Here is a 23,105-nt window from a genome sequence, read left to right on the forward strand (position 1 = left end):
GTCGAGTTCGAAGCTGCCGCGCACACCCCCGTCCCGGCGGGCGGCCAGGTGGAGTGCCCGCCGGGGCTGGGCGAGGTCTGCCTCGCGGGGCGCGGTGCCGTCGGGGTCGAGCCGGTCCCGGATCTCCCGCCCCAGTTTGGTCAGCAGCCGGGGCTCGGTCTGAGTGGCTGCCTCGCACAGGATCCGTTCGGCGGCCACCCGGTCCTCGGCGGTGGTGGCGCGGGGCAATGCGTCCACGGCTGCTCGAATCGCGTCGACGTGCTCCGGGCCGATCTCGCCCTCCCGTAGGGCGGTCGCGGTGCGCGGGAGTTCCGCGTCGACCTGCCCGCCGCTGGGAGTGAGCTTCGGGTGCAGAGCGTGCGCGTGGGCCACCATGCGCTGCGCCTGGGACATGCCCAGGTGGTAGAGGTCGCGCACCAATGCCGCCGCCGTCGGATAGCCCTGGTCGAGAGCGAGCCCGCGAGCGTCGATCTCCGCCAGCAGCGCCAGCTCGTCGGCGTAGGCGGCTCGCCGCCGCACCATCGCCTCGCGCAACGCGTCCAGTAGCGCCGCGTCCCCCAGTGCTGGGGGAACGGCGCTCGGCGGCTGGATTCCGATCACAGAGTTATGGTAGCACGATACTCGAACATATGTTCTAATCTGTCGCGAATGGAGTGAGTCCAACCGTCTCGCCGGGGTGGAGTCGAGGGTTCGGGAATGATGGCGGGGCGAGCGGACCGCGGAAGCCGTTATGGCGGGTGTCGGCTGACGCGGCCGCGGCACGACGGATGTTGTCGACGCCGGGCGACCCGGTGATCGGTGAAGCACCCGCTCCGGTCGCGGGTGGCCTTGGGTCGACCGCTGTTCCTGACCGGCGGCCGCACACTGCGCCGGACCTCCTTCCGGCCGCCCGCCCACGCTCACCGCGAACACGGAAGGCGCCCGCTAGGCGTACATCGCCAGCCAGATCGCGATGTAGTGGGAGATCGCGGCCAGCACGGTGCACGCGTGGAAGAACTCGTGGTAGCCGAAGACGTGCGGCCAGTGGTTCGGCCAGCGGGTCGCGTAGAAGACCGAGCCCAGGGTGTAGAGGAAGCCGCCGACGAGGAGCAGTACGAGAGCGGCGGTGCCCGCCGTGCGCGCCAGTTCGGGGAGCACGAAGATCGCCACCCAGCCGAGCGCGATGTAGATCGGCACCCCCAGCCAGCGGGGAGCCCTCGGCCAGAGCATCTTGAGCGCCACGCCCGCGATCGCGCCGCCCCAGACGACCCCGAGCACCACGTAGCCGGTCGGCTGCGGCATCGCCAGCAGCGTGAACGGGGTGTAGGTGCCCGCGATGAACAGGAAGATCATCGAGTGGTCGGCACGCTTCATCCACTCGTACGCCCGCGGGCTCCAGATGCGCCGGTGGTACAGCGCGCTGACGCCGAACACGCCCAGCACGGTGACGCCGTAGATCGACGTCGCGAGCGCCGCCGTGGCGGACACCGTCGCACCGGCCAGCGCGATCAGCGTCGCGCCCGCGGCGAGGGCGCCGAAGAAGGACCAGAAGTGGAGGTGTCCCCGAAGCCGGGGCCGATCCAGCATGTCCAGGTTCGCTCCCGGTCGGGAATCGGTCGCCGCACTCACGTCTCCAGGTTACGAGACCGTAGGTTGTGGTCGCCATGTTTCGGCGGCCCTGGTCGCTGTTCGAAGCATCACGCTCGCCGCATCGTCACGGGGGCAGCGGCCGGGCGAACCGGACACCGCGGACGCGGGCCGGACGGCGCGTTCCGCCGTCCACCGTCAGGCGTACGCTCCGATCCCGTGAGCGTTCGGTCCTTCCTCTCCAGAATCGTCTACACCGCCTACTCGTGGCGGCTGCGACAGCAGGCAGCCGGCAGGCAGCCCCGGCACATCGGCATCATGCTCGACGGCAACCGGCGCTGGGCTCGGGAGGCTGGGTTCACCGACGTCAACGACGGCCACCGGATGGGCGCGAAGAAGATCGCGGATTTCCTCGGCTGGTGCCGGGAGGCCGAGGTGGAGGTGGTGACGCTCTGGCTGCTGTCCACGGACAACGTCCGCAGCCGGTCCAGCGAGGAGGTCACGGCGCTGCTGGAGATCATCCCGGACGTCGTGGACGAGCTGGCGAAGCCGGGCAACTCGTGGCGGTTGCGGATCGTGGGTGCGCTCGACACCCTCCCCACCGAGGTCACGGCCCGGCTCACGGCGGCGGCTCAGCGCACCGAGAGCCGCAACAGCATGGTCGTGAACATCGCCGTCGGTTACGGCGGGCGGCAGGAGATCGCCGATGCCGTGCGGAAACTGCTCGAACAGCACGCGGACGAGGGAACGTCCATTCGCGAGCTGGCGAAGATCCTGGACGTCGATCACATATCGGAGCATTTGTACACATCCGGACAGCCCGACCCTGACCTCATTATCCGGACATCGGGCGAACAACGGCTTTCCGGATTCCTGCTCTGGCAGTCCGCGCATTCGGAATTCTGGTTCACCGAAGCCTACTGGCCCGCATTCCGCAAGGTCGACTTCCTGCGCGCGCTGCGGGACTTCGCGGTGCGCCACCGGCGGTACGGGGCGTGAGCAGGCCGGTGGCCCGCGGGGAACTCCCGCGGGCCACCGGGCCTTCCCTGGATGATCAGTCGCCGGCCGGGTTCATGATCAGGTGCGGGGTACGCGCGATACCGGTGTAGGCACCGGCGACCAGCGAGGACGCACCGTAGCCCAGCGCGCCACCGCCCTCGATGAACTGGTAGTAGGCCTCGGAGAACGTGATTCCGTCATGCGGAATCGGGGACGAGGCTTCCGCTGGGGCGGCGAACGCGGTGCCGCCGGCCATCATCAGGGCGGCGGTGGTGGCGGTGACGATTCCGGCCTTCTTCAGCACTTCGCACACTCCTCTTTCGACAATCCGAATCCGGGACTTTCCGGGTGGAACCCGGTGCGTCCGTGAGCCAGAAATTACTTCAAAAAGCCGAGTCATGATCGTCCGGTTACACCATTGTGTGAGTGGCATCCGGCGTAGAGCACCCGTTCGCCTGGCGGTTCGCGGTCGACGGTGGCGAAAGAGTATTCGCCTTTGATATAGGCGAAAAAATCTTGGTGAGGTGACCGGCCAGGTGCCCCGACAAGGCGAGGAATGACCGGTCCGGGGGTGCCGAGGCGGCGGTATCGAACACGGACGGTGAGGACCCAGGCTCGTTCGCGCTCGCTGAGTGATCGCGTGCTGTCGGACAAGTGACGAATCGGCGAATCACCTGGCTGGCTGCCTGCGAGACAGGCCACTCGCAGGTAGCTTCCGAGGAGACGGATCGCGAACCCATGCGGACCGTCGCGGGAGGCCCTGGTCGTGGCAGTGGTGGAGCGAACGGCGAAGCCGTTCAGGAAACGCACGAGGGGGCCGGCACCGGGCCCTCGTGGCCGCGTGCCCTGACGTCCGAGGCGTCAGGGAGAGCGACCAGCCAGGGCAGTGCCCGGCCCAGCGAGTGCGGGCGTGGTGCCACGCCCACGAGGGAGATGCCGTCGTGACTGCGCAGCGTTTGCCCCGAAAGGCCTCCGGCCGCTCTTCGACCAGTGCTTCGGGCACTGAGGAGGCCTCGGCCTCAGCCTCACCCGACTCCGACCAACCCAGGCACACCTACGTGCTCGACACCTCCGTGTTGCTGTCCGACCCGTGGGCGGTGACCAGGTTCGCCGAGCACGCCGTGGTCCTCCCGCTCGTGGTGATCAGCGAGCTGGAGGGCAAGCGGCACCACCCCGAGCTGGGGTGGTTCGCCCGGGAGGCGTTGCGGCTGCTGGACGACATGAGGCGCACACACGGCAGGCTCGACGCGCCGGTTCCCATCGGCGACCAGGGCGGAACCCTGCACGTGGAGCTCAACCACTCGGATCCCACCGTGCTCCCGCCCGGGTTCCGGACCGACTCCAACGACCACCGCATCCTGGCGTGCGCGCTCAACCTCGCCACCGAGCTGACCGACGTCACGCTGATCACCAAGGACGTCCCGCTCCGCGTCAAGGCGGGCTCCGTCGGTCTCGACGCCGACGAGTACCGCGCGCAGGACGTCACGCCGTCCGGCTGGACCGGAATGGCGGACATGCACGTGCCCCAGGAGGCGCTCGACGAGCTGTTCTCCCGGAACACGGCCGACCTGTCCGACTTCGGCCTGCCCGAGGCGGCCGAACTGCCGTGCCACACCGGTGTGCGCCTGCTCGCGGGCACCGCGAGCGCACTCGGCAGGGTGACGCCGGACAAGAAGGTGCGGCTCGTCCGCGGCGACCGTGAGGCGTTCGGGCTGCACGGGCGCTCCGCCGAGCAGCGGATCGCCCTCGACCTGCTGCTCGACCCCGACGTGGGCATCGTCTCGCTCGGCGGGCGTGCGGGCACCGGCAAGTCGGCCCTCGCGCTGTGCGCGGGACTGGAGTCCGTGCTGGAGCGGGGACAGCACCGCAAGGTCGTGGTCTTCCGGCCGGTCTACGCCGTCGGCGGGCAGGACCTCGGCTACCTCCCCGGCACCGAGAGCGAGAAGATGCAGCCCTGGGCGCAGGCGGTGCTCGACACCCTCGGCGCCCTGGTCAGCCAGGAGGTCATCGACGAGGTCTTCGACCGGGGCATGCTGGAGGTGCTGCCGCTGACCCACATCCGGGGCCGCTCGCTGCACGACGCGTTCGTGATCGTGGACGAGGCGCAGTCGCTGGAACGCAACGTCCTGCTCACGGTGCTGTCGCGGCTGGGCACGGCGTCGCGGGTCGTGCTGACCCACGACGTCGGCCAGCGGGACAACCTCCGCGTCGGCAGGCACGACGGCGTGGCCGCGGTGATCGAGAAGCTGAAGGGCCACCCGCTCTTCGCGCACGTCACCCTGACCCGCTCGGAGCGTTCGCCCATCGCGGCGCTGGTCACCGAGATGCTGGAGTACCACGCCTGACGGGCCGGGCCGTGGGCGCGTGGTCTCCCGGCCGCGCGCCCACGGCACCGCAGGTCACCAGCCGACGGGCAGTGGCCTGCCCTCCGCGAACCCGGCGCTGGACTGCACTCCCAGCACGGCCCGCTGGTAGAACTCCTCCAGCGTCGCCGCGCCCGCGTACGTGCACGCCGAGCGGACCCCCGCGGTGATCGAGTCGAGCAGGTCCTCGACGCCAGGCCGCACCGGGTCGAGCGCCATCCGCGACGACGAGATGCCCTCCTCGAACAGCGCCTTGCGGGCCCGCTCGTACACGTCGTCGGCCCGGGTGCGCGCGCCGACGGCACGCTTCGACGCCATGCCGAACGACTCCTTGTACGGCCTGCCGTGCTCGTCGTAGCGCAGGTCGCCGGGAGACTCGTGTGTTCCGGCGAACCACGAGCCGATCATCGCGGCGGACGCGCCCGCGGCGAGCGCCAGCGCCACGTCCCGCGGGTGCCGGATGCCGCCGTCGGCCCACACGTGCTTGCCCAGCGAGCGGGCTTCGGTCGCGCAGTCGGACACCGCCGAGAACTGCGGCCTGCCCACCCCGGTCATCATGCGGGTGGTGCACATGGCGCCCGGCCCGACACCGACCTTCACGACGTCGGCGCCTGCCTCGATGAGATCCCGCGTCCCCTCCGCCGTCACGACGTTGCCCGCCACCACCGGCACCGCGGGAGACACCGAGCGGACGGCCTTCAGCGCGGCCAGCATCTTCTCCTGGTGCCCGTGCGCGGTGTCCACGACCAGCACGTCCACGCCCGCCCCGAGCACGGCCTCCGCCTTCGCCGCGACATCGCCGTTCACGCCGATGGCGGCGGCGATCCGCAGGCGCCCGCCGGCGTCCACGGCGGGCCGGTAGATGTCCGCCCGCAGCGCGCCCACGGCCGTGAGCACGCCCGCGAGACGGCCCTCGGCATCCACGCCCAGCGCGAGTTTCCCGCCGTGCGCGTGCAGCCGCGCGAACACCTCGCGGGAGGGGGTGTCCAGCGGGCAGGTGAGCACCGCGGGGTCCGCGATCTCGCCCAGCCGGGCGAAGCGGTCCACCCCCGCGCACGAGTCCTCGTCGACGATGCCGACCGGCTTGCCCCCGGCGTCGACCACGACGACGGCACCGTGTGCGCGCTTGCCGACGAGGTTCAACGCGTCGGCGACGGCGTCGTCGGGGGTCAGCACGAGCGGCGTGTCCCAGACCGGGTCGCGGTCCTTCACCCACGCGGTGATCTCGGCGACCGCCGCCGGGTCGATGTCCTGCGGCAGCACGACGAGGCCGCCCCGGCGGGCGACCGTCTCGGCCATCCGCCTGCCCGCGACGGCGGTCATGTTGGCGACCACGATCGGGATGGTCGTGCCGGTGCCGTCGACGGTGGAGAGGTCGACGTCGAAGCGCGACTCCACCGCCGAGCGGTTCGGCAGCAGGTAGACGTCGTCGTAGGTCAGGTCGTGAGCGGGCCGGTGGCCATCCAGAAAGCGCACGAGACTTCAGAGTACGTGGTACTCGCCCGCCGCGGGTCACGGGCTCCCGGCGAGGTCGAGTGGTTACCCAGGGCTGCGACGCAATACCCTCGGTGCTCATGACGAGGGGTTCGGGGCGCCGGGGCCGGACCGCCACCTGCCCGGACGAGTCCGCCGGACCCGTCGCGGCGTTCGCCCGGCGACTGTGGGAGCTCAAGCGCGCCGCCGGGGACCCGTCGTACGACCGGATGCGCGAGGAGTTCGGCGCGCTCGCGTCCAGGTCGGCGCTCTCGGCCGCGGCGCGCGGCAGGCACCTCCCCTCGTGGGAGACCACGTGGGAGTTCGTCCGGGTGCTCGCCGTCGGCGTGCTCGGGGAGGACGAGGAGGCGACCCGGAGCACGTGGCGGCGCCAGTGGGAACGAGCCCGCGGTGCCGCGACGGGGGAAGGACCGGTGCCGGTCGCCGCCGAGCCGGGCACACCCCGGCGCGGGCGCGGGCTCACCGTCGCGGTGACCGCCGCCGCCGCCGTGGTCCTGCTCGTGGCGGCGGGGCTGGTCGGCAGCAGGCTGCTCGGCGGTTCGGCACCCGCGGACGAGTCCATCGACCCGAGCCTGGCGCCGCTCGTGCCCGGCGACGCCTCCGAGTTCGGCGGGGACATCACGGTGCCCGACGGCACCGAGGTGCCCACGGGCTCCCACTTCGTCAAGACGTGGGAGTTCCGCAACGTCGGCTCGGTGCCGTGGATCGGCCGGTACCTGCGCCGGGCGGGCTCGTTCGGCGGTCCCGACGAGTGCACCTCACCCGAGCGGGTGCCGATTCCGGACACCCGTCCCGGCGAGTCCGTGCGCGTCTCGGTCGAGGTGCGCGCACCCGACCGGCCCGGCTACTGCCAGGTCTACTGGAAGATGGTCGACGCCGAGGGCAGGCTCGTGCTGCCCAACCACCGCGCCGTGTTCTACCTCGTCCGCGTCGTCCCCTGATCCGGTGAACGAATTGGCCATCGCCATCGCAGGCCAAATCTCCGACCAGCGGATTCGCCGGGTTTCGGCCGCGAGCCGTCCGGCGGCCGCCGAACCGCTTCCGGCCGCCCGCGCCCGTTCCTACGTTCGGATCCGTCATCGATCCGCAAGCGAAAGGGGAACGACTCCATGGGATCCACGTGGGGCAGGCGCGCCGCCGCGGCGCTGACGACGGCGGTCGCCGTACCGCTGCTGCTGGCGCCCTCCGCGTCGGCCGGGTACAAGGTGTGCGCGGGCGGGCAGCTGCCCGGTGGCAGGACCACCACGGTGGGTGTGCTGGCCGACCAGGTCATCTCGATCAAGGTGCACAACCACGACTGGCGCGGGCTCGCCCTCACGATCCGCGACGTGAAGTGGAAGAAGACCCTCTGGAAGGGCGTCGTCGCGCCCGGCAAGGACAAGAAGGTGCGGACCGACGTGTTCGGTGAGCCGCCGATCGGCTACAAGATCGCCTTCGACGTCACGTCCAACCTGTCCAACAACTACACCTACGCCATCTCGTCGGCGCGCTGCTACTGACCGGAGGGACCGACATGCGAGCACTGAGGAAGGCCGTGACCCTCGCCGGCGTGGCACTGACCCTGGCGGTGGTGCCGGTGACGGCGGCGGGCGCGGAACCTGTCGCCGCACCGTCCGGTGCGGAGTCCGACATCATCAAGACCTGCGGCAAGGGCTATGTCGGCTACCTCCGCCGGTTCGGCAAGGACGCGCTGTGCCTCAAGCCGGGAACCCGCACGTGGAACGGCTTCAAGGCGTTCGAGTGCCAGGGCAAGGTCACCGTGTACTTCAAGGAGGGGCAGAAGATCCACTGCGGTGGCGGGGTGAACTTCCCCCACTACGGCGGGGTCGTCAAGACCGTCGCCACCTGGTAGGCGCACGCTACTCGCGCACGGTGGCCCGCACGGCGTCGATCGTGTCCGCCTCGGCGGGGTCCTTGTCCGGCCGGTACCGCAGCACGCGGGCGAACCGGAGCGCGACCCCGCCGGGGTAGCGGGGGCTCATCTGGGCCCCGTCCAGCTCGATCTCCACGACCAGCTCGGGCCGCACGTGGACGGTCCAGTCGTCGCGCCGGGTCTCGATGCGCTGGAACTCGGCGGTCTGCCACGCGAGCAGCTCGTCGGTGAGGCCCTTGAACGTCTTGCCCACCATGATCGGCGGCCCGCCGTCGGGGTCGCGGGCCCCGAGGTGCAGGTTCGACAGGTAACCCGTGCGCCTGCCGTGCCCCCACTCCGCCGCGAGCACGACGAGGTCCAGCGTGTGCACCGGCTTCACCTTCAGCCAGGCCCGGCCGCGCCTGCCCGCCGCGTACCCGGAGTCGAGGTCCTTCACCAGCACGCCCTCGTGTCCCGCGCCGAGCGATCCGGCGAGGATCGCCTCGGGGTCGGCCGGTTCCGTCTCGCCGGGCATCACGTGCTCGCCCGCCACCGCGCGCAGCGCGACGTTGCGCTCGCGCAGGGGAGCGTCGAGCAGGTCGGTGCCGTCGAGGTGCAGGCAGTCGAAGAAGTACGGGCGCAGCAGCAGCGCCCGCACCTGCTCCTCGCGGGTGCTGCCGAACCGCGACATGGTCTCCTGGAACGGCCTCGGCCTGCCGTCGTCGGTGAGGGCGAGCGTCTCGCCGTCGAGCACCACCGACTCGCACGGCAGCGAGCGCACCAGGTCGACGAGCTCGCCGACGTGGCGGGTGATCTCCCGCAGGGTGCGCGTCCAGACGCGGACCTCGTCCCCGTCGCGGTGCACCTGGATCCGCGCGCCGTCCATCTTGTACTCGACGACCGCGGGTCCGAGCTCGGTCAGCGCGTCGGCCAGCGACTCGGCGGGCGAGGCCAGCATCGGCCGGATCGGCCTGCCCAGCTCGAGCCGGAACTCGGCCAGCGCCGCGCTGCCGCCGGACATCGCCGCGCTCGCGGTGGCGGGCAGCCGCCCGGACAGCATGAACGCCCGGCGCACCGCCTCGACCGGCACGCCGGTGGCGGCCGCGATCCCCTCCACCATGACCCCCTCCAGCGCGCCGTGCCGCAGCTCACCGGTGAGCAGCCGGAACAGGAAGTCCTGCTCGTCGGAGGTCGCCCGCCCGAACAGCGCGCCCAGCACGTCGGCGCGCCGCTTCGCCGAGCCGCTGCCGCTCGCGGCGGCCACCTCACCGAGCGCCGCGTCGACCTCGGACACCGTCAGTGCCGGCTCGGTCGCGGGTTCGGGGCGGACCGCGGCGAGCGTGCGCCAGCCCGCACCGATCCGTCCCTGCGTCGGCTGGCCCGTGAGGAAGGCGACCGCGGCGGCGAGCTCCCCGGGCGGCGCGGCCGTCAGCAGCCCGGCCAGCACCGTGGTCTTGGCCTTTCGGGAGCGCGTGGCCGCCAGCGCGGCGGAGGCGCGGACGACGTCGTGCAGCAACATGCCGCCATCATCCCCCTGGCCACCGACAACGCGCCCGCGCGAGACCGCCCCACCGGTGGACCGGCTAGACCGGTCGGTATACCTTCGGGGGGTGACCGACGAACTGACGTTGACCCCGGCCGCCGAGCGCGTGCTCGACGTCGCCGGGCGGCTGTTCTACGACAACGGCATCCACGCCGTCGGCGTCGAGTCGATCGCCAGCGAGGCGGGGGTCACGAAGAAGACCCTCTACGACCGGTTCGGCTCCAAGGACGCGCTGATCGCCTGCTACCTGCGCCGCCGGGACGAGCGGTGGCGGGAGCACGTGGTGAGCGTCGTCGAGCAGCGGGGCCGGATGACGCCCGCCCGGCGGCTGCTGCTCGTGTTCGACGCGCTCGAGGAGTGGATCGCGACGGAGAACACGCGCGGCTGCGCGTTCCTCAACGCCCAGGCCGAGCTGCCGGACGGCACGCACCCCGGGCGGGAGATCATCCGCGAGCAGAAGCTGTGGATGCTCGATTACCTGCGCGCGCTCGCGCGAGAGGCCGGGGTGCGCAACCCGCGCAAGGTGGCCACCTCCCTGCTCGTGCTGCTCGAGGGCGCTACGGTCACCGCCGCGCTGGGGGTGGTGCCGGGCGCGGTCGGCAACGCGAAGGAGGTCGCGCGCCAGATCGTCGAGGGCTAGTGCCAGGCGAGCCCGGCCCGGTAGTCGTACACCTCCCGGTCCGCCTTGCCCGACCCGGCCGAGCGGAGCACGAGCGGCAGGACGGCGTCGCGGACCACCCTTCCGACCGGACCCGCCGCCTTGCCGCTGTGCATGCGCGCGGCCCGCTTGATGATCCGTTCCACCCGCGGCCTGCGCGTGGCCTCGAACTCGGCGAACGCCGCCTCGTGCCCTGCGTGCCCGCGCAGGCACCTGGCCAGCACCACCGCGTCCTCCACGGACAGTGACGCGCCCTGGCCGGATGTCGGCGTCGGCGCGTGTGCGGCGTCCCCGATGACGAGCATCCGCCCCCGGTGCCACCGCGGCAGGTGCGGGACCGAGTGCATCCGATGACCAGTGCCGTACGTGGACTGTTCATGTTTCCGGTGCCTCCTCGGTGTGGAACGCCGCCCACTGCCTGCTCCAGCCGTGCTCGGGATCGGTGATCCGGTCGACGAACTCGTGGACGAAGCGAACCTCGGCGTCGAGCAGGGCGATCCGGTACTCCTCCTCCACGAGGAACAGCGGGTGCACCCCGTCCGCGAGTGCGCCGTCGATCACCTCCCGGATCTCGGCGAGCTCGGTGCCCAGCAGCCGTGCCCGCTCGCGGAGCAGGGGGACGACCTCGTCCGGGGGAGCGCGGCGATCAGGGACAGTGCCGCGACGAACCTGGGGTATTCGTGTTCCGGTGTGCCGACGAGCTCGCGGAGCCAGTCGCGCAGCTCCCGCCTGCCCGCGTCGGTGAGGGCGTAGACGGTGCGCTCGGGCCGCTGGGTGAGATACGCCAGCACGGCGAGTCCCAGCAGGTTGCCGACCTTCCGCTTCCGCGCTACGGCTGCCCTCCGTCGTCAATAGTCAGAGTCAACTATTCGCGGCGGGTCCGGTCAGGCGTCGTCCGCCCAGCGCAGCGTGGCGTCGAGGTGCTCGGCGAGCACGGGGGACAGCGTCGCCATGTAGCTCGCCGTCACGTGGTTGTCATCGAGGTAGACGAGCACGTTCCCGATCACCGGCCGGCACGCGTCCTCTGGGCAGAAGTACTCGCTGAGGTCGAGGAACGACACGCCGGGCGGCAGGTCGAGGCCCGCGTAGGGCGGCTCGGTCGCGTACAGCTCGCTCCGCGGGATCCGGCACCGCGCGGCGTCCGCGCCGTGCCGCTCCACGCACGCCGACGGCTCGAAGTCGTACCGGGGGTTGTCCCGCATCGCCACCACGGGGATCCCCGCCTCGGCGAGCCGGTGCCACTGCTCCACGTAGCCGGGTGGCGTCCACTCGGTCAGCCCCGGCCGCACGTCCCTGGTCGCCATCGTGACCACGGCGTCCGGCCGCATCTCCAGCAGTTCCGCGACCACGGCCTCGTTCCAGTCCAGGCACGTCCGGTCGCCGGGAGCGTTCTCGGACCCGGTCGACAGCGGGCAGCCGCCCCGGCCCATCGAGATGATCTCCCAGTTCCGCTCCTCGGCGATGGGCGCGAGCGCCCCGATGTACTGCTGGGAGTGCGAGTCACCGGCCACGACGATCCGGCGGTCCGGCGGACCCGCCGCGCCGGTGGTGCAGACGACCAGCTCGGGGTGGCGGGGCGAGATCGTGCAGTCCGGCTCCTCGAACGCCACGAACTCGTCGCGCAGCGCGATGAACGGCGGCACGATCGGCCGTTCCTCGTCGAGGAGCGGGAACTCCTTCGACACGGCCCGCGCACCGGGGATGCCCGGATCGTCGGGCGAGAGGACGAACGCCGCCTTGTGCTGGCTCACCAGCTGCCAGCCGCCCGCGACGAGCAGCACGGGCGCGAGCGCCAGCGCGCCGAACCGGTACGCGCCCCAGCGGGTGGTGACCCCGATCCGCGAGTCGCGCACGGGCGTCTCGACGAGGTGGTACGTCAGTGCCGCGAGGCCCACCGACAGCCCGACGAGCATCGCGCCGTCCCACCAGCCCACGGTCGCCGTGTCGCGCGCGACGAGGTAGCAGATCAGCACGGGCCAGTGCCACAGGTAGAGGGCATAGCTGAGGTCGCCGAGGTAGGTCAGCGGCCGCGCGGAGAGGAACCGGTCGGCGCCCACCCTGCTGCCCGTCGCGCCCGCGAGCAGCACCAGCACCGCCGACAGCGTCGGCCACAGCGCCGCGTAGCCCGGGAAGACGCTGCCGATCCGCAGCACCAGCCCGCAGAGCACCAGCCCGGCGACGCCCAGCCAGCCGAGCACGATGCGCACCGTGCGGGGCAGCGCGACCCGGTCGATGCCGAGGGCCAGCAGCCCGCCGAGCGCGAACTCCCAGATCCGGGTGAGCGAGGTGAAGTAGGCGAGCGGCTGGTTCACCGCCGTCAGCCACACCGAGTACGCCAGCGATCCGGCGAACAGCGCCAGCAGGCACACGGCGAGCGTGCGCCGCAGGCCGAGGCCGGCGCGGCGGGCGAGCAGCGCCACCGCGGCGACCAGCACCGGCCACACCACGTAGAACTGGCCCTGGATGGACAGCGACCAGAAGTGCTGCACCACGCTGGCCGTGTCGTGCTGGGCGAAGTAGTCGACGGAGTTCGCCGCGAGCCGCCAGTTCTCCACGAACAGTGCCGAGGCGACGACCTCGCGGATCGTGTCGAACCAGCGGTGTTGCGGCAGCACGGCGACGGCCAGCGCCATGGTCGCCAGCAGCACGGTCAGCGCGGCGGGAAACAGCCGCTTGATGACTCGTCCCCACAGCGGCCGGAACTCGATCCGGCCCCGGGCCGCCGCCCGCGCGAGCTGGCCGGTGAGCAGGAAGCCCGAGATCACGAAGAAGACGTCGACGCCGCCGGAGATCCGGTCCAGCCACACGTGGTAGGCGACGACGAGCAGGGCCGCGACCGCCCGCAGCCCCTGCAGTTCGGTCCGGTAGCGCCGGGCGGGCTCGGCCGCGCGGCCGCGAAGCGGTGACATCCTCGACTTCCCCTCGTGCTCACCGCGAGCGCTGCGCCCCGGTTCACCCAAACCGGGCGCACGATACCGGTCCCGCCGATCGCCTCCGGCGGCCCACCACGGGTGGCGTGACCCGCTAGTCTCCCCGGCATGGGCAGGCTGACGATGGGCGATCTCACCGACACGGAGCGTGCGGTGGTCGGCGCCCTCGGCACCGGGACGTGGCTGGACCTCGGGGAGCACCGCGATCCGGTGGTGCGGGCGGAGCTGATCCGGCAACTGGCCGCAGGCTGGTTCGCCTGGCCCGGTGACGAGCTGCCCGATCCGCGCGGCATCCGGCTCCGCGGGGCGCGGATCCCGGACGTACTCGATCTGTCCGAAATGGAATCCAGTCTGCCGTTGCGGCTCGTCGACTGCCAGGTATCCGGCCCGGTTCTGTTGATCGGCAGCAGACTGTGCACAGTGGACATGTCGGGTCTGGAGGCCGGAGGCGTCGCCGCGCAGGAACTGAGGCTGGAGCGCAGCCTCCTGCTGCGCCGGGCCCGGCTGCGGGCCACGAGCTCCTACGCCGCGCTGCACCTGGGTGGCAGCGACCTCGGCGGAAGGCTCGACCTCGGCGGCGCCGAGCTGATCAGCCCGGAAGGCTCCGCCCTGGGCGCGAGCAACCTGCGCGCGGGCGGCGGCGTGTTCCTCACCGAGGGGTTCCGTGCCGAGGGCAGGGGCGAGCTGGGCACGGTGCGGCTGCCGGGCGCGGAGCTCGGCGGGCAGCTGAACATGAGCGGGGCGCGGGTGACCAATCCCAAACTACGCGAGCCAGCCGTACTTCCAGCTCGCCGCCGCCCACGGCGCCACCGGGCACGAACGAGACGTCCGCCGGGTCCACATCGCGCGGCAGAAGGACCTGCTGCGGCGCGGGGAGCTCCGGGCTGACGGCACGGGCGGGCGGCACCCCGTGCTCGACCGTGGAAGAGGTCGGGCTGGCGCTGGCCGCCGCGGCGCCGCTCGTGCGGATCGACGGCCCCCAGCGCTGCCTGATCGACACGGCGACCGGCGCGGGCCAGGCCGTGCTCGCCGCGACCTGGGCGCTGCAGGTCCTCGTCTGGGCCTTGCTCACCCTGTTCGTCGCCGGCTTCACCGGCCTGGTCCGCCGGTCACCGTGAGCGCTACCGGCCGCCGCGGGCCATCCGCAGCACGTCCAGCGCCTCGTCCAGCTGTGCCTCGGTGAGCTTGCCCTCGGCGACGTATCCGCGCTCGAGCACGACCTCGCGGATGGGCTTCAGCTCCGCGAGCGCCTGCTTGGCGACGGCCGCCGCCTCCTCGTAGCCGAGGTAGGCGTTGAGCGGTGTCACGATCGACGGCGAGCCCTCGGCGAAGGCACGGGCCCGCTCGACGTTGACGGTGAGCCCCGCGAACACCTTGTCGGCCAGCAGCCGGGACACGGCGGCGAGCAGGCGCGCCGACTCCAGCACGTTGCGGGCGATCACCGGCAGGTTCACGTTGAGCTGGAAGTTGCCCTGCGCACCGGCGAACGCGACGGCGGCGTCGTTGCCGATCACCTGCGCCACCACCTGCAGCGTCGCCTCGGGGATCACCGGGTTGACCTTGCCCGGCATGATCGACGATCCCGGCTGCAGGTCCGGCAGCGCCAGCTCGGCGAGGCCCGTGCGCGGGCCCGAGCCCAGCCAGCGCAGGTCGTTGGCGACCTTGTTCAGGGACACGGCGACCGTGCGGAGGTGGCCGGAGGTCTCGACGACCCCGTCCTGGGCGGCCTGCGCCTCGAAGTGGTCCCTGGCCTCCGTCAGCGGCAGCCCCGTGACGTTGGCCAGCTCGTCGGCGACCGCGGCGCCGAACCCGGCCGGCGCGTTCAGGCCCGAGCCGACCGCGGTGCCGCCGATGGGCAGCTCACCGAGCCGGGGCAGGCCGCTGCGCAGCCGCTCGATGCCGAACCGGACCTGCGCGGCCCACGCACCCGCCTCCTGGCCGAACGTGATCGGCACCGCGTCCATCAGGTGCGTCCGCCCGGACTTCACGACGTCCTGCCACTCGGCGGCCCGCCGCTCGATCACGGTCGCCAGGTGGTCGAGCGCGGGGATCACGTCGGTCAGCACCGCCTCGGTGGCGGCGACGCGGATCGTGGTGGGGAACGTGTCGTTCGACGACTGCGAGGCGTTCACGTGGTCGTTCGGGTGCACGTCCCGCCCGAGCGCACGCGTGGCGAGCGTCGCGATGACCTCGTTGGCGTTCATGTTCGACGACGTTCCCGAGCCGGTCTGGAAGACGTCGATCGGGAAGTGCGCGTCGTGCCTGCCCTCGGCCACCTCGTCGGCCGCGCTCGCGATCGCCGCCGCCAGGTCGGCGTCCAGCACACCGAGCCGGGCGTTGACGCGCGCCGCCGCGGCCTTGAGCAGGCCGAGCGCGCGGATCTGCGCGCGTTCGAGACCGCGGCCGGAGATCGGGAAGTTCTCCACGGCGCGCTGCGTCTGCGCCCGGTAGAGGGCATCGGCGGGCACCCGCACCTCGCCCATCGTGTCGTGCTCGATCCGGTATTCCTGTTCAGCCATGGCGCCAGTCTGGCCCAGCGCGGGTGCCGACGCCCGGTGTCGTGGCGCACTAGGCTGGTGGCGACTGCCACCCACCACGGCGGAAGGAAGGTGAGCCATGAGCTCGCCCGAGCAGCTGACGGTCGACGTGCTGATCGTCGGTGCCGGCCCGACCGGGCTCTTCGCGGCGTACTACGCGGGTTTCCGGGGGCTGTCGATGGCGGTCGTCGACTCGCTGCCGGAAGCAGGCGGCCAGATCACGGCCATGTACCCGGAGAAGATGATCTACGACGTCGCGGGCTTCCCCGCGGTCCGCGGCCGCGACCTCGTCAACGGGCTCGTCCAGCAGGCCGCGCCCTGGCAGCCGACCTACCTGCTCGAACGGAAGGCGGTCCGGCTCGACGACACCGAGACCGGGCTGGCGATGACGCTGGACGGCGGCGACGTCGTGCACGCCGGTGCCGTGCTGATCACGGCGGGGATCGGGGAGTTCACGCCGCGCCCGCTGCCCGCGGGGGACGGCTGGCTCGGTCAGGGCATGGTCCACTTCGTGCCGGAGCTCGACAAGCACCGGGACGAGGACGTGATCGTGGTCGGCGGCGGCGACTCCGCGTTCGACTGGGCGCTGGCGCTGCGGCCGATCGCGTCGAGCGTGGCCCTCGTGCACCGGAGGGCGAAGTTCCGCGCGGCCGAGTCGATCGTGCGGGAGGCGCGCGAGTCGGGGATCCGCATCATCACCGACGCCGAGGTGCGCGCGCTGCGCGAGAACGGCGAGGGCAAGCTCGCGGAGGTCGACGTCGAGCTCAGGAGCGGGGAGTGGCTGACCCTGCCCGCGCAGACGGTGGTCGCCGCCCTCGGCTTCACCGCGGACCTGGGGCCGATCGAGAACTGGGGGCTGGAGATCCACCAGCGGGCCATCGCGGTGGACACCACGATGGCCACCAAGCGGGACCGGGTCTACGCGGCGGGCGACGTGGCGTCCTATCCGGGCAAGGTGAAGCTGATCGCCACCGGCTTCGGCGAGGCCGCCACGGCGATCAACAACATCGCGGTGGCTCTCAACCCCGGCGCGCACCTGTTCCCCGGCCACTCCAGCGACATGTAGCCGTCGTGAGTGGGGAACGTGGTGAGAACGACGTTCTTCACTCCCGAGTGTGCGAGGTGATCCAGGTGCCGTAGGCGACGGCGGAGGTGTAGATCGACGGGGCCGTCGCGCATTTCGCGTCGTCGTTGCCGGGCCTGCTGGACACGCCCAGCAGCCGCCACGTGCCGTCCACCCGCGCGATCTCGGGTCCGCCGGAGTCGCCGTAACAGGCGCCCGAGTCGCCACCGGGGTTGTCGGTGCACAGCTCGGCCGCGTGGTCGAACGCGGACTCGCAGCGGGAACCGTCCACGATGGACGTGTCGAGCTGCTGCAGCGTCACCGGGCTCTGCCCGCAGCCCTCGGCCGGGCACGTCTGGCCCCAGCCGAGGATCCGGGTCGCCGTCCCCGCCGAGGTGTCCGAGCCGAGGGGGATCGGCGCCGGGGTCGCGGGTTCGGCCAGCCGGACGAGCGCGATGTCGGCGCCCGCACCGTCCGGATCGTACGCACGGTGCACGACGAACCCGGCCGCCCGGCGGGTCTCACCACCCGCCGTGCGGTCGTTGCTGCCGATCCGCGCCGTCACCTCCGCGGGTTCCCTGCCCTGCACGCAGTGCGCGGCCGTCAGCACCGAGTCCGGCGTGACGAGGGAGGCCCCGCAGAAGTGCTCGCCCGAGGACAGCTGCAGCGACACGATGAACGGGTACGGCTCGTCGGCGTCCTCGCCCCCGACGATGCCGGGCTGCGTGGCCACTGCGGGAGCCGCGGTCGCGCAGGCCAGCATCAGGATCGCGGCGAGTGCGCCCGCCGCGCGGCACAGGCGGCCCATCAGGGCAGCGGCGGGACGGCGTCGTCGGCGTTCGGGACGCCGTCGAAGTCGACCGAGGAGTAGCCGCGCAGCTTGGTCAGCCGGTGGTAGCCGTCGATGAGGCGGACGGTGCCCGACTTGGAGCGCATCACGATCGACTGCGTGGTGGCGCCCCCCGCGCGGTAGTGCACGCCCCGCAGCAGGTCGCCGTCGGTGACGCCGGTGGCGCAGAAGAACACGTTGTCCCCGCGCACGAGGTCGTCCGTGGTGAGGATGCGCTCGACGTCGTGCCCGGCCGCCCTGGCCTTCTCCCGCTCCTCGTCGTCCTTCGGCCACAGCCTGCCCTGCAGTTCGCCGCCGAGGCACTTCATCGCGCACGCGGCGATGATGCCCTCCGGCGTGCCGCCGATGCCCAGCAGCAGGTCCACGCCGGTCGTCGGGCGGGCGGCGGCGATCGCGCCGGCCACGTCACCGTCGCTGATGAACCGGATACGGGCGCCCGCCTCGCGGACCTCCTTCACGATCTGCTCGTGCCGGGGCCGGTCCAGGATGCAGACGGTCACGTCGGAGACGCTGCTGTGCTTGGCCCTGGCCACGCGGCGGATGTTCTCCGCGATCGGCGCCGAGAGGTCCACCGTGCCCGCCGCCTCGGGACCGACGGCGAGCTTCTCCATGTAGAACACCGCCGACGGGTCGAACATCGCCCCGCGCTCCGCCACCGCGAGCACCGCGAGCGCGTTCGGCATGCCCTTCGCCATCAGCGTCGTGCCGTCGATGGGATCCACGGCGACGTCGCAGTCGGGTCCGTTGCCGTTGCCGACCTCCTCGCCGTTGAACAGCATGGGCGCCTCGTCCTTCTCGCCCTCGCCGATCACGACGACGCCGTGCATCGACACGGTGCCGATCAGCTGGCGCATGGCGTCCACCGCGGCGCCGTCGCCGCCGTTCTTGTCGCCCTTGCCGACCCAGCGGCCCGCGGCCATGGCGGCCGCCTCGGTGACCCGCACCAGTTCCATCGCCAGGTTGCGGTCCGGCGCCTCGGGCTTTCTCGGCGTCCCAGCGGACTGCTCAGCCTGCTCTGCGGCGGTCATGGTGCCCTCCCGGATCGACGCGACAGTGCTTACCGGAATCTTCTCAGATACCCGGCCGGTCCGACGGTCATGCGCCCGTTGTGAACATCACTCACGGTCGCTGCCGGTGTTCGCGCCGTCGCCGCCCGGCTCGTCCGCGCCGCCGTTGTCCTCGACGCTGGCCAGCGCCGCCTCGATCCGCTCGCGAGCACCCTCCAGGTGCCGCTCGCACAGCTTGGCCAGGTGTTCGCCCTTCTCCCACAGCGCGAGCGAATCCTCGAGGGACAACCCGCCGGCCTCCAGGTCGCGGACCACCTGGATCAGCTGGTCACGGGCATCCTCGTAGCCGAGTTCGGTGCGGTCGCCGTTCGCTTCGCTCACTGTGTCCGTCTCACGTTCCCGATGGCCGTCGTGCTGCTCGTCCGGCGCACACTACCGCGCTCGCCATCGCGTGGTCGTAACCGACGAACGCCTTCGCGAACTCCTGGCCGTCACCGTCGGTGACCGCGTCCTCGATCTGCGACTGCGCGCTGGCCACCCGCCTGCGGTAGGCCGAGCCGTCGCTGAACCACCAGCGCGTGCCGACGTAGTGGGACGTGGCCTCGGACAGGCTCCGCAGGCGCGGGCCGAGCGCCCGCCTGCCCGCCGAATCACAGCCCGCCAGGAGCGTGGTCCAGCAGTCGGCGGCGGCGGCCTCGACCTCGGCCGCCCGCCGGTGCACCTCGGCGGCGCGGGCCCGTGCCTCGCCCGACCGGGCCGCCCGGCTCAGCCGCGCCGCGGCGTCGGCGGTCATCGGCAGGAACATGGTGGTGTGGGGAGCCGGCACCGCAGGCGGGGCACCCCCGAAAGGGCTTGGTGGAGACATGCCGTCCTCCCGGATCGACGATCGCTCAGGTGTCCTGTCCCCGCGCGACGGCGGTCACCGCACCATCGGTGACGCGCACGCGCAGCGGGGTTCCCTCGGCTACTTCAGAGACCGATCGGAGCACCTTGAGGTTGCCTGCCGAATCGGTGTACTGCACGACGGCGTAGCCGCGGGCGAGCGTCGCCGACGGCCCGAGCGCGGTCAGCCGGGCCCGCGCGGACGCCAGCGCGGTCTGCTCGCGGCTGAGCGTCGCCAGTATCGCGCGCCTGCCCCGCTCGAGCTGCGTCTCGACCTCGGCCGCACGCCGGTCGACCGGCCCGAGCGGGTCGGCCAGCGACGGCCTGCTGCGCAGCTGGTCCAGCAGACGGCACTGCGTGTCGACCCAGCCGTGCAGGGCTCGCCGGGCCCGGTCGCGCAGCTGGTGCACCCTGGCGGTCTCCTCCCGCACGTCCGGCACGATCCGCTTGCCCGCATCCGTCGGCGTCGAGCAGCGGAGGTCGGCGACGTGGTCGAGCAGCGGCGAGTCCGGCTCGTGGCCGATGGCGCTGACGACCGGGGTGCCCGCGGCGGCCACGGCCCGGCACAACGCCTCGTCGGAGAACGGCAGCAGGTCCTCGACGCTGCCGCCACCACGGGCGATGACGATCACGTCGACGGCGGGGTCGGCGTCCAGCCTGGACAGTGCCCGGATGATCTGGGGCACGGCCTGCGGGCCCTGCACGGCGGTGTTGATCACCTGGAAGGCGGCGGCAGGCCACCGGCTTTGCGCGTTGACCAGCACGTCGTGCTCCGCGGCCGACGCGCGTCCCGTGATCAGGCCGATCCCCCTCGGCAGGAAGGGGAGCTTTCGCTTGCGCTCGGCCGCGAACAACCCCTCCGCGGCCAGCAGCCTGCGCAGCCGCTCGATCCGCGCCAGCAGTTCCCCGATGCCGACGGCGCGAATGTCGTTGGCCCGCAGGCTCAGCGTGCCACGGCCGAGGAAGAACGTCGGCTTGGCGTGGACGACCACGCTCGCGCCGTCCCGCAGTGGCGGTTCGACGGAGCGGAGCAGGCGGGCCGGGCAGGTGACCGTCATGGACACGTCAGCGGACGGGTCGCGCAGCGTGAGGAACGCCGTCGCCGTGCCCGGCCGCGCCGAGACCTGGGTGACCTGCCCCTCGACCCACACCGAGCCGAGGCGGTGGATCCAGTCGGCGATCTTGCGGGCGACCGTGCGGACCGGCCAGGGGTTCTCCGCGGTGGAAGGTTCGCTCGTCCGGGTGGTCGGTTCGCCGCTCACTGTTCGGGCTGGTCCTCGGAGCCCGATCCGGCCGACCGCACGTTGCCGATGCGGCGGGTGAGCATGCCGACGAACGACGGCCGGTTGGCGTGCGCCCGCTCGTAGGCGAGGATCTCCTCGAGGTCGGCCAGGCTGAGCCGGCGCAGCCGCGCGCGGACCTGCGGCAGCGTCAGCTCGTCGTACCCGGTGAGGCCACCGGGCGCCCCGGCGGGGCCGCCCGGCTCCCGCGGTGTGTCGAACGTGGACGGTTCGCTCGCCGCCGCCGGGCCCGCGGGCTCTGGCCCGTCGAGCTCCTGGGCGCTCTCCGGCAGCACGTCCGGTGCGGCCGAGCCGGCCGGGGTGCCGTCGGGGCTGTCGAACTCACCGTCGGCGTGGTCCTCCGCGAGCGCGCGTTCCTCCTCGGCCCACGGGTCCTCCGCCGCGGGCTCGCCGAGCGAGGGCGGCACCGGCCTGCCGTTGCTGCTTCCGGGGAAACCGTGAGCGCGGCTCGTGTCGAACGCCGAGTCGATGGGGGTGACGCTGGCCGGGGGCCCGGCGGTCGGCACCGGTTCCGCGGGAGTGGCGGGGCCGCTCAGGTCCGGCTCGATGTCCTCGTCGAAGGTCGCCCAGCTGGGCGACTCCTCGACCGGCCGCAGCATCGACAGCGCGTCGTCTCCCTTGATCGCGAGCTCGGTGACGTGCTGCTGCACGCGCATGGAGGCCTGCAGCACCTGGCTGGCCACCGTCACCGGCAGCCCGGTCAGCTGTTTGGGGAGTTCGCGAACCCGCTCGGCGGTGGTGACGGCGAGTCCGGCGGCGACCCGGAGCGGGAACGGGAGTTGCTTCATGTCTCTAAGCCTGCCGCACATGGTCCGTCCTGCCCAACCGGAAGGGGGAACGCGGGGCGCCGGGTGACGCTGCGCACATCGGGCGCGGGCGGCCCGCGCCGTCGGGTGCCGGCACCGCCCTGCTCATGGCGCTCCCCGTGGGATCGTCTCGACATTTGTGGTTCCGGCGTGACCCGTACCCTGGTGGCATGAGTGCAGCGAGTCCCGGAACCGAGCCTGCCACCAGCGTATCGATCGACGGCGGCTCCGAGGCCTGCGAGGCCTCCGCGAGCGGTGGTAAGCGCGTCCTGCTGGCGAAGCCGCGCGGTTACTGCGCCGGGGTCGATCGGGCCGTGATCACGGTCGAGAAGGTGCTGGAGATGTACGGCCCGCCCGTCTACGTCCGGAAGGAGATCGTCCACAACCGGCATGTCGTGGACACGCTGCGGGAGCGCGGGGTGATCTTCGTCGAGGAGACGTCCGAGGTGCCCGAGGGCGGGCTCGTCGTGTTCTCCGCGCACGGTGTCTCCCCGGCCGTCCACGCCGAGGCCGAGCAGCGCAACCTCCGCACGATCGACGCGACGTGCCCGCTGGTGACGAAGGTGCACAAGGAAGTGAACCGGTTCGCCCGCGACGACTACGACATCATGCTCATCGGCCACGAAGGACACGAGGAGGTCGAGGGCACGGCGGGTGAGGCGCCGGACCGCGTCCAGCTCGTCGACACCGAGGACGACATCGAGAAGGTCCAGGTGCGCGACCCGTCCAAGGTCGTCTGGCTCTCGCAGACGACGCTGAGCGTCGACGAGACCATGGAGCGGGTGGACCAGCTCCGGAAGCGGTTCCCGGAGATCTCCGACCCGCCGAGCGACGACATCTGCTACGCCACCTCCAACCGGCAGGTCGCCGTCAAGGCGATGGCGGCCGAGTGCGACCTCGTCATCGTCGTGGGCTCGGGCAACTCGTCCAACTCGAAGCGCCTGGTCGAGGTGGCGCTCCAGGCAGGTGCCCGCGACGCCCACCTCGTCGACTACGCGCGCGAGGTCGACGAGACGTGGCTGGACGGCGTGGAGACCGTCGGCGTCACCAGCGGCGCCTCGGTGCCGGACGTGCTCGTGATGGAGCTGCTCGAATGGCTCGCCGAGCGCGGCTGGGAGGACGTCCAGGAGGTCACCACCGCGAACGAGAAGATCTCCTTCGCCCTGCCGAGGGAGCTGCGGTCCGGATCGGGCCGCAGCAGCGTGCGCTGACGGCCTGAGCCGGCCCGCGCCAGCCGGTGCGCTTCCGCGGTGC

At 72.2% G+C, this 23,105-nt stretch carries 26 protein-coding genes; 10 read left to right on the forward strand and 16 right to left on the reverse strand.

Features of this window, described 5'->3' with window-relative positions:
- On the reverse strand, positions 1-600 hold a 600-nt coding region (locus B0I33_RS06690), incomplete at its 3' end, for a DUF222 domain-containing protein (RefSeq protein ID WP_146147464.1).
- Positions 601-924: 324 nt separating this feature from the next.
- Positions 925-1,566, reverse strand: coding sequence for a PAQR family membrane homeostasis protein TrhA (gene trhA / locus B0I33_RS06695; RefSeq protein ID WP_106177707.1), 642 nt, complete (start codon positions 1,564-1,566; stop codon positions 925-927).
- Between the two features lie 219 nt (positions 1,567-1,785).
- Between trhA and B0I33_RS06700 the strand changes: the two genes are divergently transcribed.
- Positions 1,786-2,565, forward strand: coding sequence for an isoprenyl transferase (locus B0I33_RS06700; protein WP_106177708.1), 780 nt, complete (start codon positions 1,786-1,788; stop codon positions 2,563-2,565).
- 55 nt (positions 2,566-2,620) lie between these two features.
- Here the strand turns inward: B0I33_RS06700 and B0I33_RS06705 are convergent, their stop codons facing one another.
- A complete protein-coding gene (locus tag B0I33_RS06705) occupies positions 2,621-2,869 on the reverse strand; it encodes a hypothetical protein (protein WP_106177709.1) in 249 nt (82 codons plus the stop codon).
- A gap of 754 nt (positions 2,870-3,623) precedes the next feature.
- Between B0I33_RS06705 and phoH2 the strand changes: the two genes are divergently transcribed.
- Entirely contained in the window at positions 3,624-4,910 is a 1,287-nt protein-coding gene (gene phoH2, locus B0I33_RS06710) for an RNA 5'-3' helicase PhoH2 (RefSeq protein ID WP_245900478.1), read from the forward strand.
- 54 nt (positions 4,911-4,964) lie between these two features.
- On the opposite strand, the gene guaB1 is transcribed toward phoH2, so the two are convergent.
- Positions 4,965-6,404 (reverse strand): GMP reductase, encoded by a 1,440-nt coding sequence (gene guaB1 / locus B0I33_RS06715; protein ID WP_106177711.1) that lies wholly within the window; start codon positions 6,402-6,404, stop codon positions 4,965-4,967.
- A gap of 98 nt (positions 6,405-6,502) precedes the next feature.
- Here guaB1 and B0I33_RS06720 point away from each other — a divergent pair, with 98 nt between their 5' ends.
- The 3 genes from B0I33_RS06720 to B0I33_RS06730 all read left to right on the forward strand — a co-directional run bounded on the left by B0I33_RS06720 (position 6,503) and on the right by B0I33_RS06730 (position 8,274).
- Complete coding sequence (locus B0I33_RS06720) at positions 6,503-7,363, forward strand: NBR1-Ig-like domain-containing protein (protein ID WP_106177712.1); 861 nt, start codon at positions 6,503-6,505, stop codon at positions 7,361-7,363.
- Between the two features lie 168 nt (positions 7,364-7,531).
- Positions 7,532-7,921 carry a hypothetical protein gene (locus tag B0I33_RS06725; RefSeq protein ID WP_106177713.1) on the forward strand — a complete coding sequence of 130 codons (390 nt, stop codon included), beginning with the start codon at positions 7,532-7,534 and terminating at the stop codon, positions 7,919-7,921.
- A gap of 14 nt (positions 7,922-7,935) precedes the next feature.
- Positions 7,936-8,274, forward strand: coding sequence for a hypothetical protein (locus tag B0I33_RS06730; RefSeq protein WP_106177714.1), 339 nt, complete (start codon positions 7,936-7,938; stop codon positions 8,272-8,274).
- 7 nt (positions 8,275-8,281) lie between these two features.
- Here B0I33_RS06730 and B0I33_RS06735 read toward each other — a convergent pair whose 3' ends face one another.
- Positions 8,282-9,793 carry an ATP-dependent DNA ligase gene (locus B0I33_RS06735; protein WP_106177715.1) on the reverse strand — a complete coding sequence of 504 codons (1,512 nt, stop codon included), beginning with the start codon at positions 9,791-9,793 and terminating at the stop codon, positions 8,282-8,284.
- A gap of 91 nt (positions 9,794-9,884) precedes the next feature.
- Here B0I33_RS06735 and B0I33_RS06740 point away from each other — a divergent pair, with 91 nt between their 5' ends.
- Entirely contained in the window at positions 9,885-10,457 is a 573-nt protein-coding gene (locus B0I33_RS06740) for a TetR/AcrR family transcriptional regulator (protein ID WP_106177716.1), read from the forward strand.
- Here the strand turns inward: B0I33_RS06740 and B0I33_RS06745 are convergent.
- The 4 genes from B0I33_RS06745 to B0I33_RS06755 form a co-directional block, all read right to left on the reverse strand.
- Positions 10,454-10,822, reverse strand: coding sequence for an FAD-dependent monooxygenase (locus tag B0I33_RS06745; protein WP_106177717.1), 369 nt, complete (start codon positions 10,820-10,822; stop codon positions 10,454-10,456). The two genes, B0I33_RS06740 and B0I33_RS06745, sit on opposite strands and share 4 nt — an antisense overlap.
- A gap of 28 nt (positions 10,823-10,850) precedes the next feature.
- The gene (locus tag B0I33_RS30350; RefSeq protein WP_245900479.1) at positions 10,851-11,036 is read right to left on the reverse strand and encodes a hypothetical protein; all 186 of its coding nucleotides are present in this window, start codon (positions 11,034-11,036) and stop codon (positions 10,851-10,853) included.
- Entirely contained in the window at positions 11,033-11,266 is a 234-nt protein-coding gene (locus B0I33_RS30355) for a hypothetical protein (protein WP_245900480.1), read from the reverse strand. The genes B0I33_RS30350 and B0I33_RS30355 overlap by 4 nt, the downstream gene beginning before the upstream one ends.
- A 93-nt stretch (positions 11,267-11,359) precedes the next feature.
- Positions 11,360-13,384 (reverse strand): acyltransferase family protein, encoded by a 2,025-nt coding sequence (locus tag B0I33_RS06755; protein ID WP_106177718.1) that lies wholly within the window; start codon positions 13,382-13,384, stop codon positions 11,360-11,362.
- A 129-nt stretch (positions 13,385-13,513) separates the two neighbouring features.
- Between B0I33_RS06755 and B0I33_RS06760 the strand changes: the two genes are divergently transcribed.
- Together B0I33_RS06760 and B0I33_RS06765 are read left to right on the forward strand one after the other, a co-directional pair.
- Entirely contained in the window at positions 13,514-14,293 is a 780-nt protein-coding gene (locus B0I33_RS06760) for a hypothetical protein (RefSeq protein ID WP_106177719.1), read from the forward strand.
- 32 nt (positions 14,294-14,325) lie between these two features.
- Positions 14,326-14,523 (forward strand): hypothetical protein, encoded by a 198-nt coding sequence (locus B0I33_RS06765; protein ID WP_106177720.1) that lies wholly within the window; start codon positions 14,326-14,328, stop codon positions 14,521-14,523.
- Positions 14,524-14,526: 3 nt separating this feature from the next.
- Here B0I33_RS06765 and B0I33_RS06770 read toward each other — a convergent pair whose 3' ends face one another.
- The gene (locus B0I33_RS06770; RefSeq protein ID WP_106177721.1) at positions 14,527-15,924 is read right to left on the reverse strand and encodes a class II fumarate hydratase; all 1,398 of its coding nucleotides are present in this window, start codon (positions 15,922-15,924) and stop codon (positions 14,527-14,529) included.
- 97 nt (positions 15,925-16,021) lie between these two features.
- On the opposite strand from B0I33_RS06770, the gene B0I33_RS06775 reads away from it, so the two are divergent.
- A complete protein-coding gene (locus tag B0I33_RS06775) occupies positions 16,022-17,008 on the forward strand; it encodes an NAD(P)/FAD-dependent oxidoreductase (protein WP_106177722.1) in 987 nt (328 codons plus the stop codon).
- A gap of 37 nt (positions 17,009-17,045) precedes the next feature.
- Here B0I33_RS06775 and B0I33_RS06780 read toward each other — a convergent pair whose 3' ends face one another.
- The 6 genes from B0I33_RS06780 to B0I33_RS06805 all read right to left on the reverse strand — a co-directional run bounded on the left by B0I33_RS06780 (position 17,046) and on the right by B0I33_RS06805 (position 21,833).
- The gene (locus B0I33_RS06780) at positions 17,046-17,813 is read right to left on the reverse strand and encodes a S1 family peptidase (RefSeq protein WP_425440447.1); all 768 of its coding nucleotides are present in this window, start codon (positions 17,811-17,813) and stop codon (positions 17,046-17,048) included.
- Positions 17,813-18,883 carry a class II fructose-bisphosphatase gene (gene glpX / locus B0I33_RS06785; RefSeq protein ID WP_106177723.1) on the reverse strand — a complete coding sequence of 357 codons (1,071 nt, stop codon included), beginning with the start codon at positions 18,881-18,883 and terminating at the stop codon, positions 17,813-17,815. Before glpX ends, B0I33_RS06780 begins: the two co-directional genes overlap by 1 nt.
- An 87-nt stretch (positions 18,884-18,970) precedes the next feature.
- On the reverse strand, positions 18,971-19,243 hold the full coding sequence (locus B0I33_RS06790; protein ID WP_106177724.1) for an exodeoxyribonuclease VII small subunit: 273 nt from the start codon (positions 19,241-19,243) through the stop codon (positions 18,971-18,973).
- A gap of 10 nt (positions 19,244-19,253) precedes the next feature.
- A complete protein-coding gene (locus B0I33_RS06795) occupies positions 19,254-19,655 on the reverse strand; it encodes a hypothetical protein (protein ID WP_106178217.1) in 402 nt (133 codons plus the stop codon).
- 97 nt (positions 19,656-19,752) lie between these two features.
- On the reverse strand, positions 19,753-21,006 hold the full coding sequence (xseA, locus tag B0I33_RS06800; RefSeq protein ID WP_106177725.1) for an exodeoxyribonuclease VII large subunit: 1,254 nt from the start codon (positions 21,004-21,006) through the stop codon (positions 19,753-19,755).
- Positions 21,003-21,833, reverse strand: coding sequence for a lipid droplet-associated protein (locus B0I33_RS06805; RefSeq protein ID WP_106177726.1), 831 nt, complete (start codon positions 21,831-21,833; stop codon positions 21,003-21,005). The genes xseA and B0I33_RS06805 overlap by 4 nt, the downstream gene beginning before the upstream one ends.
- Before the next feature lie 188 nt (positions 21,834-22,021).
- Here B0I33_RS06805 and B0I33_RS06810 point away from each other — a divergent pair, with 188 nt between their 5' ends.
- Positions 22,022-23,062 (forward strand): 4-hydroxy-3-methylbut-2-enyl diphosphate reductase, encoded by a 1,041-nt coding sequence (locus B0I33_RS06810; protein WP_106177727.1) that lies wholly within the window; start codon positions 22,022-22,024, stop codon positions 23,060-23,062.
- Positions 23,063-23,105: the final 43 nt, after the last annotated feature.

The sequence above is a fragment of the Prauserella shujinwangii genome, from assembly GCF_003001955.1.
GTDB classification, from domain to species: domain Bacteria; phylum Actinomycetota; class Actinomycetes; order Mycobacteriales; family Pseudonocardiaceae; genus Qaidamihabitans; species Qaidamihabitans shujinwangii.

Coding starts and splice junctions, on each gene's coding strand:
- glpX (WP_106177723.1), bottom strand. CDS start 18,883: ATGACCGCCGCAGAGCAGGCTGAGCAGTCCGCTGGGACGCCGAGAAAG.
- B0I33_RS06755 (WP_106177718.1), bottom strand. CDS start 13,384: ATGTCACCGCTTCGCGGCCGCGCGGCCGAGCCCGCCCGGCGCTACCGG.
- B0I33_RS06805 (WP_106177726.1), bottom strand. CDS start 21,833: ATGAAGCAACTCCCGTTCCCGCTCCGGGTCGCCGCCGGACTCGCCGTC.
- trhA (WP_106177707.1), bottom strand. CDS start 1,566: ATGCTGGATCGGCCCCGGCTTCGGGGACACCTCCACTTCTGGTCCTTC.
- B0I33_RS06735 (WP_106177715.1), bottom strand. CDS start 9,793: ATGTTGCTGCACGACGTCGTCCGCGCCTCCGCCGCGCTGGCGGCCACG.
- B0I33_RS06745 (WP_106177717.1), bottom strand. CDS start 10,822: ATGCACTCGGTCCCGCACCTGCCGCGGTGGCACCGGGGGCGGATGCTC.
- B0I33_RS06725 (WP_106177713.1), top strand. CDS start 7,532: ATGGGATCCACGTGGGGCAGGCGCGCCGCCGCGGCGCTGACGACGGCG.
- B0I33_RS06730 (WP_106177714.1), top strand. CDS start 7,936: ATGCGAGCACTGAGGAAGGCCGTGACCCTCGCCGGCGTGGCACTGACC.
- B0I33_RS06780 (WP_425440447.1), bottom strand. CDS start 17,813: ATGGGCCGCCTGTGCCGCGCGGCGGGCGCACTCGCCGCGATCCTGATG.
- B0I33_RS06720 (WP_106177712.1), top strand. CDS start 6,503: ATGACGAGGGGTTCGGGGCGCCGGGGCCGGACCGCCACCTGCCCGGAC.
- B0I33_RS06775 (WP_106177722.1), top strand. CDS start 16,022: ATGAGCTCGCCCGAGCAGCTGACGGTCGACGTGCTGATCGTCGGTGCC.
- B0I33_RS06770 (WP_106177721.1), bottom strand. CDS start 15,924: ATGGCTGAACAGGAATACCGGATCGAGCACGACACGATGGGCGAGGTG.
- B0I33_RS06810 (WP_106177727.1), top strand. CDS start 22,022: ATGAGTGCAGCGAGTCCCGGAACCGAGCCTGCCACCAGCGTATCGATC.
- B0I33_RS06760 (WP_106177719.1), top strand. CDS start 13,514: ATGGGCAGGCTGACGATGGGCGATCTCACCGACACGGAGCGTGCGGTG.
- B0I33_RS06795 (WP_106178217.1), bottom strand. CDS start 19,655: ATGACCGCCGACGCCGCGGCGCGGCTGAGCCGGGCGGCCCGGTCGGGC.